The sequence below is a fragment of the Hyphomicrobium facile genome (assembly GCF_900116175.1).
Classification (GTDB): Bacteria; Pseudomonadota; Alphaproteobacteria; order Rhizobiales; family Hyphomicrobiaceae; genus Hyphomicrobium_B; species Hyphomicrobium_B facile.
This window is the reverse complement of the sequence record NZ_FPCH01000001.1, coordinates 1,065,100-1,082,634: the sequence shown is the minus strand read 5'-3', so window position 1 is coordinate 1,082,634 and position 17,535 is coordinate 1,065,100. Positions and strand designations below refer to the sequence as shown.

The following is a 17,535-nucleotide window of genomic DNA, read 5'->3' as shown; positions in this document are numbered from 1 at the left end:
GCGCAACCCGACAATCGGCTGCCACGGAATTCAGGACGTCGGATTGGGATTTGGATTCGGCGGCGGCGACGCTTCCGGAGGCGGCGGAAGGTGAGCCGAGATTGCCTCTCGCAGAGCTTGCTCCTTCGTGTGATCGAGCGAAGTCTGCAGCAACTCGCCGCCCGTGCCTTTGATCGCCTCCAATACCTTGTCTTCCGTCATCTTCCTGATTTCGACAAACAGGGCGGCGCTTCCCGGCTTCAGCTTTGACGCTAGCTTCTTCATGAAGTCGTCGTTGATGCCATAGTCGGCCAATGCCCCGCCGAGCGCACCCGAGGCGACGCCGACCGCCGCTCCGAGCAATGGCATCAGAAAGATCAAGCCGACCAAGGTGCCCCAAAAGCCGCCGGTTACCGCGCCCGCCGCGGTCGTATTCAAGAGCTGATTGAGTCTCACCTTGCCGTCTTCACGCCTCACCGCGATGACGGCATCGCCGATCGACAGCAGATACTGATTTTGAAGATCGAGAAGCTTCGCACGCATTTCCTCGGCTTTCGCCTCGGTCGGATAAACGATGACGATCAGATCGGACATGGCGTTCTCTCCAGCGTTAATGGTCCTGCGGATCTTGCGCCGAACGATCCAACTTCATTGCCAAGGAAATAGATCAAATTGGACGATGTCGGATTGCCCGGCTCACGCGGCTACCATCGTTGAGCGGTAACCATCGCATCTGCACGAATGTTCCGGCCGGCAGGGGTATTCGCGAAGCGCGCCGGCGCATCACCATTGCTTTCTGAATTTTAAGGCGTTGGACGGCTTCCGGAAAGATTGGCGCAGGCAAATTGGAGTCCCCCCGACGCGCCTGAACGCGCACGTCCCTCATTGCATCAGGCCTCATTTATTTAGGAACGACCAAGATGAATGACACGGCAAGCACCCCCAAAGTGAAGGGCATTATCGCTTCGCACAAACGAACGCTGGCGGCCTGCGCCGCAATTATCGCGGCCCTCGGCACGACCGCAGTCTTTGCCAACAATAGCAGCCTGCCAGGTTCTTCAATGCTGACGCCGGTCGCGAACCTCAGCGACTCTGCTGCGAGCGACCAGGGCGAGCCGGGCTTCGCCAACCTCGTCGAGCGAGTGAAACCTGCGGTTGTTTCCGTGTTCGTCAAATCGGAACGGATCGATGACGTCGCGGATGCGGCGGGACAGGACGACGGAGACAATCCGCTTCAGGGTCTACCCTTCGACTTCCGCCAACCCGATCCGCAGTCCGAACAGGGCAATGCCGAACCCCGCAAGCACGTGATGCAAGCGCAGGGCTCCGGCTTCTTCATTTCCGCAGACGGCTACATGATTACGAATAATCACGTCGTGGATCACGCCAAGACCGTTGAGATCGCGATGGAGGACGGAAAGCGCTATCCGGCGAAGGTCGCCGGTACTGACCCGAAAACGGATATCGCCCTTCTGAAAGTGGAGGGATCGTCCGACTTCCCGTACGTGCGCTTTGCCTCGCAGGCCCCGCGCATCGGTGATTGGGTTGTGGCGATGGGCAATCCGTTTGGCCTCGGCGGCACCGTCACCGCCGGCATCGTGTCCGCCAACGGACGCGACATCGGCGCCGGTCCTTACGATGATTTCATTCAGATCGACGCCCCGATCAATAACGGCAACTCGGGCGGCCCGACCTTCAACCAGAAGGGCGAAGTCGTTGGCGTGAACACCGCCATATTTTCACCATCCGGAGGCTCGGTCGGCATCGCCTTCGACATTCCCGCCGAAACCGCAAAGCGCGTTTCCGACCAGCTCAAATCGTCGGGCCAGGTCGTACGCGGTTGGATTGGCGTATCGATCCAGCCGGTAACGCCCGATATTGCCGAGACCCTCGGGCTGAAGGAGGCCAGAGGCGCCTTGGTTGACGAGCCGCAAGACGGTGGCCCGGCACTCTCAGCCGGCCTCAAGTCGCGGGATGTGATCGTTTCCGTAGATGGAAGGCCGATCAAGGATGGACGCGATCTTGCCCGCACGATCGCCGCCATCTCGCCTGGAAAAACGATCAGCATAGCCCTCATTCGCGATGGGCACGATAAAACAGTCGATCTGACTGTCGCGGCCTATCCGAGTGGTAAGACTGCCGAGATCGCCCCTCCGACCGGTAGCGCGACGAAGCTCGGCATGACGCTCGCCCCAGCCAACCAGGTGGAAGGCGCAGGCGGAGACGGCGCCGTCGTCGTGACCATCGACCCTGACGGCAAAGCCGCCGAAAAGGGCATTCAGAAGGGCGACATCATCCTCTCGGTCGGAGGCAAATCGGTATCGGGTCCGCACGATGTGACGCAGGCGCTCCAGGACGCCAAGAAGCAGAGCAAGCGCGCCGTTCTGATGCAGTTGAAGACGGCCCAGGGCAATCGCTACGTCGCCATGCCGACCGCTTGAGGCCGAGCGCGTTAACATTCGGGCCGGCAAGCGACTAACCAACTCTGCCGGCCAAGCATCGAGGAAAAAAAAACGGAGCCCGTCCGCCAATAGTTGGCGGACGGCTCCGGATGGAAACCTTGCTCAAGTACGTAAGCACTTGAAAATTAATGGTGCGGTTGAAAGGACTCGAACCTTCACGCCGTTTCCAGCGCTACCACCTCAAGGTAGTGCGTCTACCAATTCCGCCACAACCGCAGTTCAGACCCGTAAGATCTGGAATTCGCGAAGGGCTTTGGCGCTGCCCATATCCGCGAAGACGCCGACGTAACAGAGCCCTTCCACAAACGCAAGCGGCAGTTTGACAGGATCGTGTCGAACCCATGGGCTCGGACTCACTCTATATAATGAGGAGGTCACGCTAGGCTCCGCGCCGAGCCATCGAAACAGCGGTAGTTTCGTCTATTTTCGAGGTCCGCCGTCGTCAATGAACCATCCAGATTAACGCCGATGCCATCCAAAATATCGATTGCAAACTTGTCTGCCGCCGTCGATTGGACCGTTAGCAATGGCTACGTCGAATATGATCGCGCCCTCGACATCATGGCGCGCAGGACGGCGGCGATCCGCGAGGGCCGAGCGAAGGAGCTGGTCTGGCTCTTGGAGCATCCGCCGCTCTACACAGCCGGCACGGGTGCGAAGGAAAAAGACCTTCTGAATTCCGGCTCGCTCCCTGTTTATCAAACGAACCGCGGCGGTCAGTTCACCTATCACGGCCCGGGTCAGCGCGTGGCCTATGTGATGCTTGATCTCGAAACGCGCGGCCGTGACATCCGTGAGTTTATCACTCATCTGGAAACATGGCTGATCTCCACCCTCGCCGAGTTCAACGTGAAGGGCGAAACCCGGCGTGATCGCGTCGGCATCTGGGTGAGACGGCCGTCAAAGGGTGAAATGATCGAGGACAAGATCGCCGCGATCGGGCTGCGTGTCAGCCGCTGGGTATCGAGCCACGGCATCGCCCTCAACGTCGACCCGGATCTTTCCCAGTTCAGCGGGATCGTCCCGTGCGGGATCCGCGACCACGGCGTGACGAGCTTGGCGGACCTCGGCTTGCCCGTGACGCTTTATGATGTCGACGTCGCACTACGCGGAAGTTTTCAACAGATTTTCGGACCGACGAGGCTCGTTGAGCCGGGCAAAGCGCTGGAAATCTAGTCTCAAAGCGGACGATCGGCCCCGATCGCGGCCCCACAAAAGAAAAAGGCGCCTGCATCCGATGGGGACACAAGCGCCAAACAGGCGATGCCGCAACCTTTTCTCTACCTTATCTTCCTCTCTCCCGCTTTCGAGGCGCTGCCAGCGGGCGGCGCGAGCCCCTTTTCGGGAGAATCGTAGTAGAGAAATCCCTCTTCGACCGAGACGCTTTCCGAACCTTCGAGTTCGTACTCGGCATTCACACTATCGTTAAGGCGGATGATGCAGCTCTTCTGACAGACCCCGTCGATCACCTTACCTATTGGCAGAATCTCATCTTGGCGAGATGAGCCCTGGGTGATGGTGAGCTTGACCTCTTTATCACCTCGGTTGGTAATCGTGGCTGCGGAAGCAGCCGAGGTCATAAGAAGAACTGCGATCGCGCTAGCCGTAAGAGCCAGAAGGTCAAAACGGCCGCTCCTGCGATCGCGGCAGAAATTCATTACTTCTTCTTCTTAGCTGCCTTCTTGGCAGGGGCCTTCTTGGCGGCTTTCTTTGCAGCTTTAGCCATTTTAAATCGTCCTTCCGTTTGGATCGTTGACAGACGCACGTCTGTCGACCTGACTCGAGTCGGGTCGACTTGACATTGATAAGATTCAAGACAATGCACAAACGAAATTTGACGTTTGGTGATATCGGAAATTTCGATAGATGAGTTTTCCACTCCTCGATGAGGATCACACGCGATGGACGTCAATCTCGCTCGCACCTTTCTCGTCGTCGCTGAGACTGGAAGCTTCGTCGACACCGCACGCAAACTGAACATTACCCAATCAACCGTCTCCGCACGCATCAAAGGCCTCGAAGACCTGTTGGGACGGCCACTTTTCACGCGTTCCAAGTCCGGCGCGGAACTAACCGGCGCCGGCGAACTCTTCCAGAAGCATGCGCTCGCGATGGTACGCGTTTGGCAGCAGGCTCAGCTGCAGGTCTCGCTCGCCGATCAGCATCCCGAGCACGTCTCGGTTGGAGCACCGATGAGCCTTTGGGGTGGATTCCTATTGAAATGGGTCACGGGATTGAGGGTTCAGATCCCCGGGATCGCCGTTTCCGCCACTGCCGGCACATCGCCGATGTTGAGCCAGCGGTTGATAGAAGGGACGCTCGATCTCGCGATCATGTATCGGCCATCGCCTCCCCCTGGCCTGACTATCGAACACCTTTTTGACGAAGAGTTTGTTTTGGTTTCCTCGGCGAAACCGTCAACGCGGCGCGGAGTTAACGACTATCTGCTGGTCGATTGGGGCGCAGACTTCTTGCAGGATCACGCGGCCGCATTTCCAGAGCATGCCAACCCCGCGATCAGCCTCGATCTCGGACCGATGGGCCTCGATTATCTGCTGGCGAACGAGTGCTCGGGGTATTTTCCGGCGCGCATGGTGCGCAAGCTGATCGCACGCGGCCGGGTGAGAGAGCCCAAACGCGCGAGAAAATTCGTTTACCCGGTCTATATGGTCTATCCGGAAACGCGGAACGAAGAGGCTTACGAGCCAATTCTGCGGGGATTGAGGCGAGCGGCCGCGAAGCTCGGCTGATCGTGTCTGTCTTTTGCCTGGCGGCCGGCATCGCCAATGTGATGCCGCCAGGCACAATTTGATCTCGGATGGCGGCCCGCAACGCGGGGCCGGCAGCCACATACCGAAAAACTCAGGCGAACTCGAGGATGACCGCGTCGACCGCGAGGCTGTCGCCGGGTTTCGCCGCAACCTTTTTCACTTTGCCGTCGCGCTCGGCCTTCAAGATGTTCTCCATCTTCATGGCCTCTACGATCGCCAGATTGTCCCCTGCCTTGACCTCTTGGCCCTCGGACACGTTCACGGCCTTGACCAACCCCGGCATCGGGCACAGCAGGAACTTCGACATGTCGGCCGCAAGCTTGACCGGCATCAGCGCGGCAAGCTCGGCCTCGCGTTGCGTATAAACGTACGTCGGCGCCTGAATGCCACGATACGAAAGCGTCATGCCGTTGGAGATCGGACGCACCTGGACGGCGACATCTGCCCCGTCGACCGTGCCAAACCAGACGGGTTCGCCCGGCCACCACTCCGATGTGATCTCCATTGTCTTTGTCGGCTGGCCGTCGCCGTCGAGGATCGACACGTAGTAAGGCCCAGGAATCGCGCCGAGAACTTCGAGCTCGACCTCGGCCGATCCGATCCTGACGATACGGCGCTTGGCAAAGTTGACCGAGTGCCCCGACATCTGATCCGTGATGTCGCGGCGGCGCGTATTGCCCAGATGATCGATCGTCCCCGCCACAGCGGCGAGCGTAATCAAATCCTTGCCCTCGGGCGCGCGGGGCGTAAATCCTTCCGGGTATTCTTCCTTGATGAAGCCCGTCGAAATCTTGCCCGAACGCCAGCGCGGATGCTGCATCATCGCCGAGACGAACGGGACGTTATGCTGGATGCCGTCAATATAGAACGCGTCCAGAGCGGCCGCTTGCGCATCGATCGCCTCTTCACGGGTCGGCGCATGCGTAACGAGCTTGGCGATCATCGGGTCGTAATACATCGAGATCTCGCCGCCCTCGAAGACGCCGGTGTCGTTCCGAACCGTAACGCCGTCCTTGCTGCCTTCAGCCGGAGGCCGGTACCTAACCAAACGGCCGATCGAAGGCAGGAAGTTCCGGAATGGATCTTCAGCGTAAACCCGGCTTTCGACGGCCCAGCCCTTGAGCTTGATGTCCGACTGCTTGAACGGAAGCTTCTCGCCCGCCGCAACCCGGATCATCTGCTCGACGAGGTCGACGCCTGTCACGAGTTCCGTCACCGGATGTTCGACCTGGAGACGCGTGTTCATTTCGAGAAAATAGAACGAGCGGTCCTGGCCGGCGACGAATTCGACGGTGCCGGCGCTGTCGTAACCGACGGCCTTCGAGAGGGCGACGGCCTGCTCGCCCATCGCCTTCCGGGTCTTCTCGTCGAGCAACGGCGAAGGCGCTTCCTCGAGGACCTTCTGGTTACGGCGCTGAATGGAGCATTCGCGCTCGCCGAGATAAACGACGTTGCCGTGCTTATCGCCCAGCACCTGAATTTCGATGTGGCGAGGGTTCTCGATGAACTTTTCAACGAAGCAACGGTCGTCTCCGAACGACGACTTGGCCTCGGAACGGGCAAGCTCGAAACCTTCCGCCGCTTCCTTTGCGTCGTAGGCGATGCGCATGCCCTTGCCGCCGCCACCTGCGGAGGCCTTGATCATGACCGGATAGCCAATCTGGTTCGCGATCTCGACCGCGTGCTTGGCATCCTTGATTTCGCCCATGTAGCCGGGGACGGTCGAGACCTTGGCGGCGGCAGCCGCCTTCTTGCTCTCGATCTTGTCGCCCATCGCCGCGATGGCTCCGGGATTGGGCCCGATGAAGACGATGCCGTTTTTCTGAAGCTCGACCGGAAACGCCTCGCGCTCCGAGAGAAATCCGTAGCCCGGATGAACCGCCTCGGCGCCCGTCGCCTTGCAGGCCGCGATGATCTTATCCATCAGCAGGTAGGACTGATTGGCGGGCGCGGGACCAATATGGACGGCCTCGTCCGCCATTTCGACGTGAAGGGCGTCTCGATCGGCATCCGAATAGACCGCGACCGTCTTGATGCCCATTTTGCGCGCCGACTTGATAACGCGGCAGGCGATTTCACCGCGATTGGCAATCAGAATTTTTTTGAACATCGGCGGGTCCCGGTCCTTCCCGTAAGCACTTTCAAGTGCCTCAGCTTGTCGCAAGGCAACACGCCCTTCTAGAGGGTGTGGAAGGCGTCGTAAACACGCCACGAGTAGGCCGATGCCGCTAGCTGTGCGATCCGCTGCCGCACACCTGAAGATCGCCGGCGGCCGCCGTTCACCCGGACGGTCGGGCGGTCGCTAAGGAGAGGCGGGTTAACGCCTTAGGCGGCGTCGCCGAGCCTGCAGACGGCCTCGGTGAGAACAGGGTGAATCCGCGGGCTTTCCTGATTCAAATAGGAGACCAGCGCCTTCTCGCTCGGGCTCAAGCGGCCGTCGCGACCGAGGCGGCTGACGAGCCAAGTCGCCTCCGCTTCGGTGATTTCCTCATGCGTGATGATCTCGATGCGCTGATGCTCGAGCCGGGCCAGCGCCCGCTCCTCTGCCGTCTGATCGTGATACGCGTCCTGCACCGAAGCGAGGTTCGACTGCACCATCGACAGGAGTGCGGCGAGTACGGACGTCTGTTCTTCCGGCTCCTCGAGCGTTGCTTCCTGCCGAAGCGCCTCCTCGCGCGAGGGAACCGCGTAGCCCGATGCCGCCATCATGACGTTCGCGATGGCCTTCACGAAGAGATCGGTCCATGCGGGATTGGGCGCGGACGCCGAAATCGCTTCGTCTATATCGAAGAGAACGTCGGCCTCGGCACGCGTCACAGCGACGTTCCCATCGCCCGCGAATGCGTAGAGCATGCGGCGAAGAAGATCGACCTCGCCTTCGCTGATGGTGCCGGCCTGCAGAGCTTTGCCGTCGCGCAGCGGACCCGCCCCGTCGACGACAGCGTGCTTCACCTGCTCCAGCGCGAACTTCACGAGACTGACAGGCGCCCAGCGCGCCTTGTCGATGACATTGACGATAAGTTCGAGTTCCGTCTTCGTATCGATCTTCCCGTCTCTGGAAACGCGATCGATCAACCAATGACCGTTGTCGGCCGTGATGTAGCCGCGCGGCGCTTCCTGATAGACGATATAATCGGTGATGGCCTCGATGAAGAATTCGGGCCACTCGGGGTGATACGCATTGCAAGCGTTGTTCAGCGCGAAGAGAATTTCCGCTTCATCCGCCGAGATGATCCCGTCATCGTAAAAGACGCGCCGCAGAAGCAAAATATCGGACAAACCGATCGTCTGACGCTTTAACATCTCGTTTATCGGCAGCGACCGCAGCCCACTCATCGAATGCCCCCACACACCCAGGCCAACTACATGGTCCGGAGCGTAGGTCGTGATACTTAATTGCGACTTAAGAGCCGCACGAAATTGGAAACCCAAAAGGCCCGTCGACGGTACTGTGGCGCAGCCATCACAGACAGCCAAAGACGTTCGGGGGCCGCAGCTCCCCGCTGCGACCCCCGTAACCTCCCGTCGTGCTCCCGCGTGCGCGACGGGTAAGTTTCAGGAGAGTTATCTACACCTCAGAATGAATGGTTGCTGAAGGCTCGCATCGCCCGGTCCTGTTCGCGCATCCGGCGGCCGGCTCCCCGGAGGGGAGTCGCCGGATGCAAACAATAAAGCCCGTCCGGAAGGGGGGATTTCCGAACGGGCTGACCGGCTGAGTGCGGTTCTGGGCGCACGTGGCCAGTGGAATTGCTCCGGCCCGCAGAAGGCAAAACCTCCGCGGCGCGGTCGCTTGCCGCAAAGCCGCGTGATCCCGCAATCACTTCGCTTCGCAGTTGTTAGAAGAACGAGCGCCTGCCGGACATCCGTCGCCGGCCCGATCGAATACGCGTCGATGACCGCGAACAAAATCGCGCGACTGAACCTCAGGCCGCAAGCAGCGCAACGAGCCGCGCGCGCGATTGAGGGAGCGTTTCTCCCCGCGGGAGTAAAAGATGCTTTTCGATGAAATGCCCGGTGAGCGCAAACCCGAGACTGACGTCCTGCATCGTCACCGCGCCGGATCGCTGTTTCGTCAGGAACTGGGGAAGTGCCAGAAGCTTATCGCGATAGGGTTCGCCCGCCGATGCCGAGACCGCGCGACCGGACTTCGGCGACACATAAATGAGCTGATCATTGCTGCCCGTTGCCGCGCACTGGCTGAGATCGAGGCCGAAGCCCAGCTCATCGAGCAGCGCCATCTCCCATCTGACGAGAAGCGCGGGCCACACGGTCGCATCATTGAGAAAGCCGAGAACGAACAGCGTGATCTCGTAAAGATTGGGATGCGGATCACGCTCAGGCAGAAGCCGCGTGAGGGACGTGATGGAGGAAAGCGCCATCAACGCCTGCGCGTCGTCCATCGCCTCGGCAGCGAAAGCGCGTCGCATTTCGACGCTCATGGTGCCGAGTTGGTCGGCGAGACGCGCCTTCCATTCCGCATCGATGTGGTTGCCCGGCTGAAGAACGGGACGCAGCCGCCGCGAGCGGCCGCCGTGCACGAGTCCCATGTGCCGGCCATGTGCTCTCGTCCATAGATCGACGATCGCGGCAGTCTCGCCGTGGGGCTTTACCGAAAGTACAATGCCTTCATCGGACCATTGCATATGGGCTTAGGTACCGGCGCCTTACGATTTCGGGAAAGGCAGACCCATTTCCCGATAACGCTCAGGGTCGCTTTCCCAGTTCTCACGCACTTTGACGAATAGAAACAGATGCACCCGGTGGCCGGCCATCTCCTCGATCGCATGTCGGGCCGTGCTCGATATTTTCTTGATCGTATCGCCGCCCTTGCCGAGCACGATCTTCTTCTGGCTGTCGCGTTCGACGTAAATGGTCTGCTCGACGCGCGCCGAGCCGTCCTTCAGGCTCTTCCAGTCCGTGGTCTCGACGGTCGTCGTATAAGGCAGCTCCTGGTGCAGGAAGCGATAGACGCTTTCACGGGTCATCTCAGCCGCTTGCGTCCGCATCGGCACGTCCGTGACGTCATCTTCTGAATAGTGCCACGGACCCACAGGTACGAGATTTCCGAGATAGGATCTGAGATCCTTGATGCCCTGACCTTCCGTCGCCGAGATCATGAAAATGCGATCGGCAACAAGCAGCTCATCGACCATTTTCGCCAGCGACAAGAGCCTCGGCTTGTCGTCCACGCGGTCAATCTTATTCAAGATGACGATCTTCGGCATCCGGGCCGATTTGAGCCGCTCGATGATGCCTTTCACGTCGTCATCTATGCTGGCTGCCGCATCGATGACGAGCAGCACCGCATCGGCGTCTTCGAGCCCGCCCCACGCCGCGTCTACCATCGCGCGATCCAATCGGCGCTTCGGATTGAAGATGCCGGCCGTATCTATGAAGATGATCTGGCTGTTCCCTTCCATCGCGATGCCGCGAATGGGAGCCCGGGTCGTTTGAACTTTATGCGAAACGATCGCGACCTTGGCGCCGACGAGCGCGTTGACGAGCGTCGACTTGCCGGCATTCGTCGGCCCAATGACGGCAACGAAACCGCATCGCCGGTCACCGGCGTCGAGCGGCGCTGAACCTGTGGTGTTATTAGACATCGCCTATGTGCGCTCCTACGCCTTCCCGGGTTAGAAGAGCACTTGCCGCGGCCTGCTCGGCAATGCGCTTCGATGCCCCCTCGCCCTGTGCGGGCGCCTTCCCGGCGATCAAGACTTCGGCCGTAAATCGCGGCGCGTGATCCGGTCCGTTGCGCGCGACGACCGTATATCGAGGTAGTGCCAGCCCCTGACCTTGGGCCCATTCCTGCAAGGCCGATTTGGCATCGACCGCCACTTCCGGAACGAGCTCGGATTGTTCCCGCCAGAGCCTGTGGACAACGCCGCGTGCCTTCTCGAACCCGCCGTCGATGAACACCGCGCCGAGGAGGGCTTCCGCGGCGTCGGCAAGGATCGTTGTTTTATTTCGGCCGCCACTGTCGGCTTCGCTTTCCGAAAGAATGAGATGGTCGCCGAGCCCGATGGTGCGGGCGACCTTGGCACAGGCCTCCCCGCGGACGAGGCGATTGTAACGGCGGGCGAGTTCGCCCTCGCTCGCATCGGGATACTGCCCGTTGAGCGCCTCCGCGATCGCAAGACCCAGAACGCGATCACCGATGAATTCCAGGCGTTCGTTGTCGAACCGGGCAACTTTTCCACCGCGAACGCTCGCATGCGTCAGCGCACGCTCCAAGAGCGCAGGATCCTTGAACCTGTATCCCAGTTTGGTCTCGAGTTCTTTAAACTTCCGAGGTCTCAGCATGGCGCAAATGCCGCGTGGCGGTCACCGCACGAGATTGAAGAACCTGTTCCAACGGATGTCAAACGGCCAGGTCCAGGGCGCGTACCACCGGAAGGCATCGGGCTCATCGACTTTAGCGGAGAAGAAGATGATCTCGGCACGACCGATAAAATTCTCATAAGGGACGAACCCGACGGCGCTTCGAACACGACTGTCGGTGGAATTGTCGCGATTGTCACCCATCATGAAGTAGTGACCCTCAGGAACCTTGTAGACCCCCGTGTTGTCATAGGGTCCATTCGGGTCGCTATCGAGAACTTTATACTTCACGCCATTCGGAAGCGTTTCCTCGAACACCGGAATGGTCCGCTCCCGGCCCTCCTCGAACGTCGTGAATTCGCCCGCGGGCTCCTTCGGAATGGCCGCACCGTTAATGAAGAGCTGGCCGTTCTTCATCTGAATTTCGTCACCCGGGAGCCCGATGACCCGCTTGATGTAGTCGGTCGAGTTATCCCGCGGCAGCTTGAAGACGGCAACGTCGCCCCGCTTCGGTTCGGCGCCGAAAATCCGCCCTTCGAAGATGTTGGGACTGAACGGGAACGAGAACTTGCTGTACCCGTAGGATAGCTTCGAAACGAAAAGGTAATCGCCGATCAGCAGCGTTTCTTTCATCGAGCCAGAGGGGATATTGAACGGCTGATAAAAGAAGATGCGGACGAACATCGCAATGGCGAGTGCTTCGACGACGATGACGAGTGTTTCAAACCAACTCGATCTCGACGTCTTAATACCAACGCTCATCCGGAGGCTCCTCTGCGCCGCCAGGCGGCACTGGCCGGGGCTCGCTTCTTGTTAGGCGGTCCGCTATAGCGAGTTTGCCCCTGAGCCGCAACGACGGCTACAAACCTGACAAAAACGTAAGGAATAACAGCAACTCAACGCTGCCGGACAATGCATGTAGTAGCGCGTCCAAGACGTTTATAGCCGCGGCGAAATGGTCAGTCGCGTAGATTTTCTTGAGCCGGGACTGCGGAAATAATGACGATGGCTTGGGCCATCGGGTATTCGTCAGTCAAAGTGACGTCAATGCGGGCCTTGAAGCCCGCCGGTATCAATCGCGCGAGCTGATCGGCCGCGCCCCCTGTGAGCGCCAATGTCGGACGCCCGGATATAGCATTCACGACGCCGATGTCCTTGAGATGCACGCCGTAGCGAAATCCGGTCCCGAGAGCCTTCGACGCAGCCTCCTTCGCCGCGAACCGCTTTGCAAAAGTTCGGGCCGAATGCGCCCGTGAGAATGCCTTCCGGCGCTCTTCCGCAGTGAATACACGGTTGAGAAAACGATCGCCAAAGCGCGCGATCGTTCGCTCGACCCGCCGGATATCACAAAGATCGTTGCCGATCCCGATGATCATCCCGCTCCCCGCATGGAGAGCGCTTCTCGCGCCTCATCCATCAGGACGCGCATGCGCCGGACGGCCATGGAGAGGCCACCGAAGATCGCCTCCCCGATCAGGAAATGCCCAATATTCAGCTCGACGACTTCTGGGATGCGCGCAATCGGCTGCACCGTGTTGTAGGTAAGCCCATGCCCGGCGTGGACCTCGAGCCCCGCCGACGCTGCGGCATTCGCCGCTTTCTTATGCCGCTCGAGTTCGCGAGCGACGCCCGCCGCGTCGTGTTCGAGTGCGAGATGGCAATATTTGCCGGTATGAAGCTCGACAATGTCGGCGCCGACAGCCGACGCCGCCTCGATCGTCTTGATATCGGGCTCGACGAACAACGATACCCGAATGCCGGCATCCTTGAGCTTTGCAATCAACGGCGCGAGAGATTTCGCCGCCCCCCGCACATCGAGGCCGCCCTCGGTCGTCCGCTCCTCGCGCCTTTCCGGCACAAGGCAACAGGCGTTCGGCACATGGCGCAACGCGATGTCCAGCATCTCGTCCGTCGCGGCCATTTCCAGATTGAGCGGGCGCGTCAGCTCGTTCTTGAGCCGCGTAATGTCGCTATCGGAAATGTGCCTGCGGTCTTCGCGCAAATGCGCCGTGATCCCGTCGGCACCCCCTTCGATCGCAAGATGAGCCGCACGCAACGGATCTGGATGGAGGCCGCCGCGCGCATTTCTGAGCGTCGCGACATGATCGATGTTTACGCCGAGCCGCAACGCGCGAGCGGGCGTCGTCGATTGACCGGTTTCCGGAAGCTTACGGTTAGCCGCCACGTGCTTTTGCCACCAATGATGAGGAAAGGACTGTCCTGCCGCCGATAGTTCAGCGGAGCCTGCGGTGCCGTTGGAAAACGCGCACCGCTCGCCGTGTAGGATAGTAGCTAAACACCGCCGCTATCAAGCCGACGAGAAGACCGCCGACGATCATCGGCTCGACGATCGGAGAAAGATAATCGACCGCCGTATTGAGCGTCTCCGGCGAAGGAGCGCTCAACGTCGCGCCGAGCGCGTTGGCCGTGTCGGTAAAATGGTCGGCCGCATAGGCCGGATCCTGCCCGAGAAGAAGCGCCCCCGCGAAGTAAGACCCGCTCCAGATGGCGGGCCAGCTCAGGGGATTGCCGACGAAGGTCCCGAGCAGCGCCGCGGGCATGCTGACACGGAGGACGAAGGCCAGCGCAAACGCGAGAATGGTCTGGACGCCGAGAAACGGGGTAAAGGCGCTGAAAACGCCGATCGCGAAGCCGAGCGCCACCTGATGCGGCGTCGCGCGAAGAAGAAGTACTCGTCGCCAGAAGAACCGGATTTTCGAGCGCACGGCAGCTATGTTGAACAGCCTGGAACCGTCACGCTCTCCCGATGCTGTAAGCTTCTCGTTCAACCCACAACGATCCTATCGACTCTACCGAAATCAACTACCCAAAACGCATACAATAGCTCACTCGAACAGCCGTTCCACCTTGGCAACTGCGGATTTCGCCCTGAGTCCTGCAACGATGTGGTTCAAATGCACCAAATCGAAAACCTCGAGCTCGATATGCATCACCGTGAAGTCTGCAGCACGGCGAGCCATCTTGATATTGTCGATATTGCCACCCGTCTCGCCGATCACCTTGGCGATCTCGGCCAATGAACCGGGCGCATTGACGGCGGTCACGCTAATTCGGGCCGGAAAACGCTGGGGTCGCTCCGGATCGACGTCCCAGGTCACGTCGATCCAATGCTCTTCTTCGTACTCCTTCAGACGCGGTGAATGGATCTGAAAGACGCGAATCCCCTCGCCCGGAGCCATGACGCCGACGATCCGGTCCCCCGGAACCGCGCCTCCGGGCTCGAACGCAACCGGCAACTCCTGGCTCGGACCGCCGATTGAAACCGCCGTTGTGCTGTCGATCTCGGCCGTCCGGAACTTGAGGCTGTTGACCTTCTCGATGTTGAACCAGCCTTCCTGGTCCCGGGCGCGGCCAAAGCGCCGCGTCGGCTTATAGCCCTCATCTCCAGGCGCCTGCCCCTGGGGCAGGATGGCGCCAACCACGTCTTGAAGCGGAATATCGTTCCGCCCGACCGCCGCTAAGAGGTCATCGGCGGTCTTGAAGCCGATCTTTGGCGCTGCCGCCTTAACCTTCTCTTCCGAGTAATCGACCTCGAGTCCGGCAAGCGTCGAATTGACGAGCTGCCGCCCGAGCTCGATGAAACGCCGGCGTTCGGCCTCGCGCGCCGCTCTTCGTATCGCCGCCCGCGCACGCCCGGTAACGGCGAAGGCCTCCCACGCGGCCGGCCGGATGTGCCCCTTCGACGTTTCGATGACGACTTCGTCGCCGTTCCGCAGATGCGTATCGATGGGTACGTGCCGGCCGTTGATGTAGGCGGCGGTGGCCTCGTTGCCGATATCCGTGTGCACCGCATACGCGAAGTCGAGCGGCGTCGCCCCGCGCGGCAGCGCAATGAGCCGGCCCTTCGGCGTGAAGCAAAAAACCTGGTCGTGAAAAAGCTCGAGCTTCGTATGCTCGAGAAATTCTTCCGGGTTCGCCGCTTCGAGCAGCGAAGAAATCATCACCCGGAGACGGCCATAGGGGCTGTCGTCTACGTCTATGCCGGCCTCGAACTCATGGCCGTTCACGAGGCCGTGCTGCTGATCCTTGTAGAGCGCGTGAGCCGCGATGCCGAACTCGGCGATATGCTGCATGTCGGACGTGCGGATTTGCAGCTCGACGCGCTGATGACGGGGACCATAAACGGTCGTGTGTATCGACTGATAATTGTTCCGCTTCGGAGCGGAGATGTAATCCTTGAAGCGGCCGGGAACGGTGCTCCATGTCGTGTGCACGATGCCAAGCACCCGGTAGCAGTCTTCGATCGAACTCACGATGACCCGGAAGCCGTAGATGTCCGAGAGTTGCTCGAGGCTGATCTGCTTATGCTTCATCTTGCTCCAGATGGCATAAGGCTTCTTCTCTCTTCCGAACGTCTCGGCCTTGATGCCGGCGTCGTCGCACTTGCGCGCGATAGCCTGACGGATCTCTTCGACGAGCCCGCGATTGCGCTCGCGCATTTCCGCGAGCTTTTCGGTGAGCGCATCGTAGGCTTCGGGATGCAGCCAGCGAAAAGCGTGATCCTCGAGTTCCTCGCGAAGCGCCTGCATACCCATCATGCCGGCGAGCGGCGCGTAGATATCGAGCGTCTCCTCCGAATTGCGACGGCGGCTCTCGGGCCTCATGTGCTCGAGCGTTCGCATGTTGTGCAAACGGTCCGCGAGCTTGACGAGAAGCACGCGGATGTCGCTCGAGATCGCGATGAGAAGCTTGCGGAAGTTTTCCGCCTGTTCAGCTTTTTTGGAAACGAGATCCAGGCGCTTGATCTTCGTCAGGCCGTCGACGAGGCTGCCGATCTCCGGCCCGAACATCTGATCGATTTCGGTTCGCGTCGCATCCGTGTCCTCGATCACGTCGTGAAGCAGCGCCGTCGCAATCGTTGCGTCGTCGAGCTTCAGATCGGTGAGAATGGCCGCCACTTCGAGCGGATGCGAAAAATAGGGCGCGCCCGACGCACGCTTCTGATGGCCGTGCGCCTTCATCGCATAGACGTAGGCGCGGTTGAGAAGCGCCTCGTCTGCCTTTGGATCGTATTTGAGAACCCGCTCGACGAGTTCGTATTGCCGCATCATGACCCGCCGCACTCCTTCAGTGCGCAAGCGTAACCGAAGACGCAGCACACATTAAAGTGGATCAGTGCGAGCGTGATGTCGCGAGGCAGAAGAATTGAGTCTTAGCGAGAACGATCGCGCGGATCGCGGTCCCGTTCGCGCGAACCCGAACCCGAACCTGATCCCGATCCGATATTGGCCGAAGGCTCCAGCGGGGTCATGCTCTCCAAGCCGCGAAGAAGCTGCTCTTCCGTCATGACGTCGACCTGCGTATCGGACGAAAGATCGTCGCGTCCCAGCATCGGTGCGCGGCGCTCCGGCGGCAGCAACGGTGCTGCAACGGCTTCCGGCTCGTCGACTTCGGTATTTTTCTGGATCGACGAAATCAGCGTTTCGCGCATGTCGTCGGGCGACAGCGTACGCTCTGCGATCTCGCGCAATGCGATGACGGGGTTCTTGTCGTCGTCGGGGGCAATCGTAATAGCGCTGCCGTTGGTGATCGACCGCGCGCGATGCGCTGCGAGGAGTACCAACTCAAATCTATTCGGAATTTTGTCGACGCAATCTTCGACGGTGACGCGAGCCATGGGCAGAACCTTCCCTTGGTAAAACTGGCACGTTGTAGGGCATTATAGGGCGCAAACAGCCGATCGGACCGCCTTCCAGCGCCACGCTGATGCCTCTTTGCCACGTAATTGTGGATTAAGCAAGTAGTACACGGGAGAAGCAAAAGCAAAATTGCTCGCCCGGTAGCATTCTAACTCGATCGGGTTTAAATAGACTAATTGTCACAATTGTTGACTGGCATTCACATCTGATAACCCTTAGGAAAGCAGAGTTCTACACCGTAGATGCCTGAACCTGCCGTAATTACCTAAGTCCTTGTAGCCGATTAGAGACTCGGGCTTTCAACGCCCCCTCCAGCGAGATTACTGGACGCCGTTTAGTTCG

Annotated in this window: 16 protein-coding genes and 1 tRNA gene; 3 read left to right on the top strand and 14 right to left on the bottom strand. The window is 59.9% G+C overall.

Annotated features, from left to right (window positions below; genetic code table 11):
- Positions 1-30: 30 nt before the first annotated feature.
- The gene (locus BM399_RS05215) at positions 31-573 is read right to left on the bottom strand and encodes a DUF1269 domain-containing protein (RefSeq protein ID WP_092865116.1); all 543 of its coding nucleotides are present in this window, start codon (positions 571-573) and stop codon (positions 31-33) included.
- A 326-nt stretch (positions 574-899) separates the two neighbouring features.
- On the opposite strand from BM399_RS05215, the gene BM399_RS05210 reads away from it, so the two are divergent.
- The gene (locus tag BM399_RS05210; RefSeq protein WP_092865113.1) at positions 900-2,420 is read left to right on the top strand and encodes a Do family serine endopeptidase; all 1,521 of its coding nucleotides are present in this window, start codon (positions 900-902) and stop codon (positions 2,418-2,420) included.
- Between the two features lie 150 nt (positions 2,421-2,570).
- On the opposite strand, the gene BM399_RS05205 is transcribed toward BM399_RS05210, so the two are convergent.
- Positions 2,571-2,657 (bottom strand) — tRNA-Leu (locus tag BM399_RS05205).
- Between the two features lie 252 nt (positions 2,658-2,909).
- On the opposite strand from BM399_RS05205, the gene lipB reads away from it, so the two are divergent.
- Complete coding sequence (gene lipB / locus BM399_RS05200) at positions 2,910-3,617, top strand: lipoyl(octanoyl) transferase LipB (RefSeq protein WP_092865110.1); 708 nt, start codon at positions 2,910-2,912, stop codon at positions 3,615-3,617.
- 104 nt (positions 3,618-3,721) lie between these two features.
- On the opposite strand, the gene BM399_RS05195 is transcribed toward lipB, so the two are convergent.
- Positions 3,722-4,099: a hypothetical protein gene (locus BM399_RS05195; RefSeq protein WP_092865107.1), complete on the bottom strand. Its 378-nt coding sequence runs from the start codon at positions 4,097-4,099 to the stop codon at positions 3,722-3,724.
- A 243-nt stretch (positions 4,100-4,342) separates the two neighbouring features.
- On the opposite strand from BM399_RS05195, the gene BM399_RS05190 reads away from it, so the two are divergent.
- Positions 4,343-5,191, top strand: coding sequence for a LysR family transcriptional regulator (locus BM399_RS05190; protein WP_092865104.1), 849 nt, complete (start codon positions 4,343-4,345; stop codon positions 5,189-5,191).
- Between the two features lie 112 nt (positions 5,192-5,303).
- Here BM399_RS05190 and BM399_RS05185 read toward each other — a convergent pair whose 3' ends face one another.
- The 11 genes from BM399_RS05185 to rpoZ all read right to left on the bottom strand — a co-directional run bounded on the left by BM399_RS05185 (position 5,304) and on the right by rpoZ (position 17,171).
- Entirely contained in the window at positions 5,304-7,322 is a 2,019-nt protein-coding gene (locus tag BM399_RS05185) for an acetyl-CoA carboxylase biotin carboxylase subunit (protein WP_092865101.1), read from the bottom strand.
- 215 nt (positions 7,323-7,537) lie between these two features.
- Positions 7,538-8,548 carry a hypothetical protein gene (locus BM399_RS05180; RefSeq protein WP_092865098.1) on the bottom strand — a complete coding sequence of 337 codons (1,011 nt, stop codon included), beginning with the start codon at positions 8,546-8,548 and terminating at the stop codon, positions 7,538-7,540.
- 587 nt (positions 8,549-9,135) lie between these two features.
- Complete coding sequence (gene recO / locus BM399_RS05175) at positions 9,136-9,855, bottom strand: DNA repair protein RecO (RefSeq protein WP_092865095.1); 720 nt, start codon at positions 9,853-9,855, stop codon at positions 9,136-9,138.
- Positions 9,856-9,876: 21 nt separating this feature from the next.
- Positions 9,877-10,815: a GTPase Era gene (era, locus tag BM399_RS05170; RefSeq protein ID WP_092865092.1), complete on the bottom strand. Its 939-nt coding sequence runs from the start codon at positions 10,813-10,815 to the stop codon at positions 9,877-9,879.
- Entirely contained in the window at positions 10,808-11,515 is a 708-nt protein-coding gene (gene rnc / locus BM399_RS05165) for a ribonuclease III (RefSeq protein ID WP_092865089.1), read from the bottom strand. Before rnc ends, era begins: the two co-directional genes overlap by 8 nt.
- A 21-nt stretch (positions 11,516-11,536) precedes the next feature.
- Positions 11,537-12,295 (bottom strand): signal peptidase I, encoded by a 759-nt coding sequence (gene lepB, locus BM399_RS05160; protein WP_092865086.1) that lies wholly within the window; start codon positions 12,293-12,295, stop codon positions 11,537-11,539.
- A 197-nt stretch (positions 12,296-12,492) separates the two neighbouring features.
- Positions 12,493-12,909, bottom strand: a complete 417-nt coding sequence (acpS, locus tag BM399_RS05155; RefSeq protein ID WP_092865083.1) for a holo-ACP synthase — start codon at positions 12,907-12,909, stop codon at positions 12,493-12,495.
- On the bottom strand, positions 12,906-13,718 hold the full coding sequence (locus tag BM399_RS05150; RefSeq protein ID WP_092865081.1) for a pyridoxine 5'-phosphate synthase: 813 nt from the start codon (positions 13,716-13,718) through the stop codon (positions 12,906-12,908). The genes acpS and BM399_RS05150 overlap by 4 nt, the downstream gene beginning before the upstream one ends.
- 49 nt (positions 13,719-13,767) lie before the next feature.
- Entirely contained in the window at positions 13,768-14,322 is a 555-nt protein-coding gene (locus tag BM399_RS05145; RefSeq protein WP_092865078.1) for a DUF2062 domain-containing protein, read from the bottom strand.
- A gap of 57 nt (positions 14,323-14,379) precedes the next feature.
- Positions 14,380-16,605 (bottom strand): RelA/SpoT family protein, encoded by a 2,226-nt coding sequence (locus BM399_RS05140; protein WP_092865075.1) that lies wholly within the window; start codon positions 16,603-16,605, stop codon positions 14,380-14,382.
- Between the two features lie 101 nt (positions 16,606-16,706).
- Positions 16,707-17,171, bottom strand: coding sequence for a DNA-directed RNA polymerase subunit omega (rpoZ, locus tag BM399_RS05135; protein WP_092865072.1), 465 nt, complete (start codon positions 17,169-17,171; stop codon positions 16,707-16,709).
- Positions 17,172-17,535 lie beyond the last annotated feature (364 nt).

Excerpts from the sequence above, each read along its gene's own strand:
- rnc (WP_092865089.1), bottom strand. The coding sequence starts at position 11,515 with ATGCTGAGACCTCGGAAGTTTAAAGAACTCGAGACCAAACTGGGATAC.
- recO (WP_092865095.1), bottom strand. The coding sequence starts at position 9,855 with ATGCAATGGTCCGATGAAGGCATTGTACTTTCGGTAAAGCCCCACGGC.
- BM399_RS05190 (WP_092865104.1), top strand. The coding sequence starts at position 4,343 with ATGGACGTCAATCTCGCTCGCACCTTTCTCGTCGTCGCTGAGACTGGA.
- BM399_RS05185 (WP_092865101.1), bottom strand. The coding sequence starts at position 7,322 with ATGTTCAAAAAAATTCTGATTGCCAATCGCGGTGAAATCGCCTGCCGC.
- lepB (WP_092865086.1), bottom strand. The coding sequence starts at position 12,295 with ATGAGCGTTGGTATTAAGACGTCGAGATCGAGTTGGTTTGAAACACTC.
- rpoZ (WP_092865072.1), bottom strand. The coding sequence starts at position 17,171 with ATGGCTCGCGTCACCGTCGAAGATTGCGTCGACAAAATTCCGAATAGA.
- BM399_RS05210 (WP_092865113.1), top strand. The coding sequence starts at position 900 with ATGAATGACACGGCAAGCACCCCCAAAGTGAAGGGCATTATCGCTTCG.
- BM399_RS05215 (WP_092865116.1), bottom strand. The coding sequence starts at position 573 with ATGTCCGATCTGATCGTCATCGTTTATCCGACCGAGGCGAAAGCCGAG.
- lipB (WP_092865110.1), top strand. The coding sequence starts at position 2,910 with ATGCCATCCAAAATATCGATTGCAAACTTGTCTGCCGCCGTCGATTGG.
- BM399_RS05195 (WP_092865107.1), bottom strand. The coding sequence starts at position 4,099 with ATGAATTTCTGCCGCGATCGCAGGAGCGGCCGTTTTGACCTTCTGGCT.
- acpS (WP_092865083.1), bottom strand. The coding sequence starts at position 12,909 with ATGATCATCGGGATCGGCAACGATCTTTGTGATATCCGGCGGGTCGAG.
- BM399_RS05140 (WP_092865075.1), bottom strand. The coding sequence starts at position 16,605 with ATGATGCGGCAATACGAACTCGTCGAGCGGGTTCTCAAATACGATCCA.
- era (WP_092865092.1), bottom strand. The coding sequence starts at position 10,815 with ATGTCTAATAACACCACAGGTTCAGCGCCGCTCGACGCCGGTGACCGG.
- BM399_RS05180 (WP_092865098.1), bottom strand. The coding sequence starts at position 8,548 with ATGAGTGGGCTGCGGTCGCTGCCGATAAACGAGATGTTAAAGCGTCAG.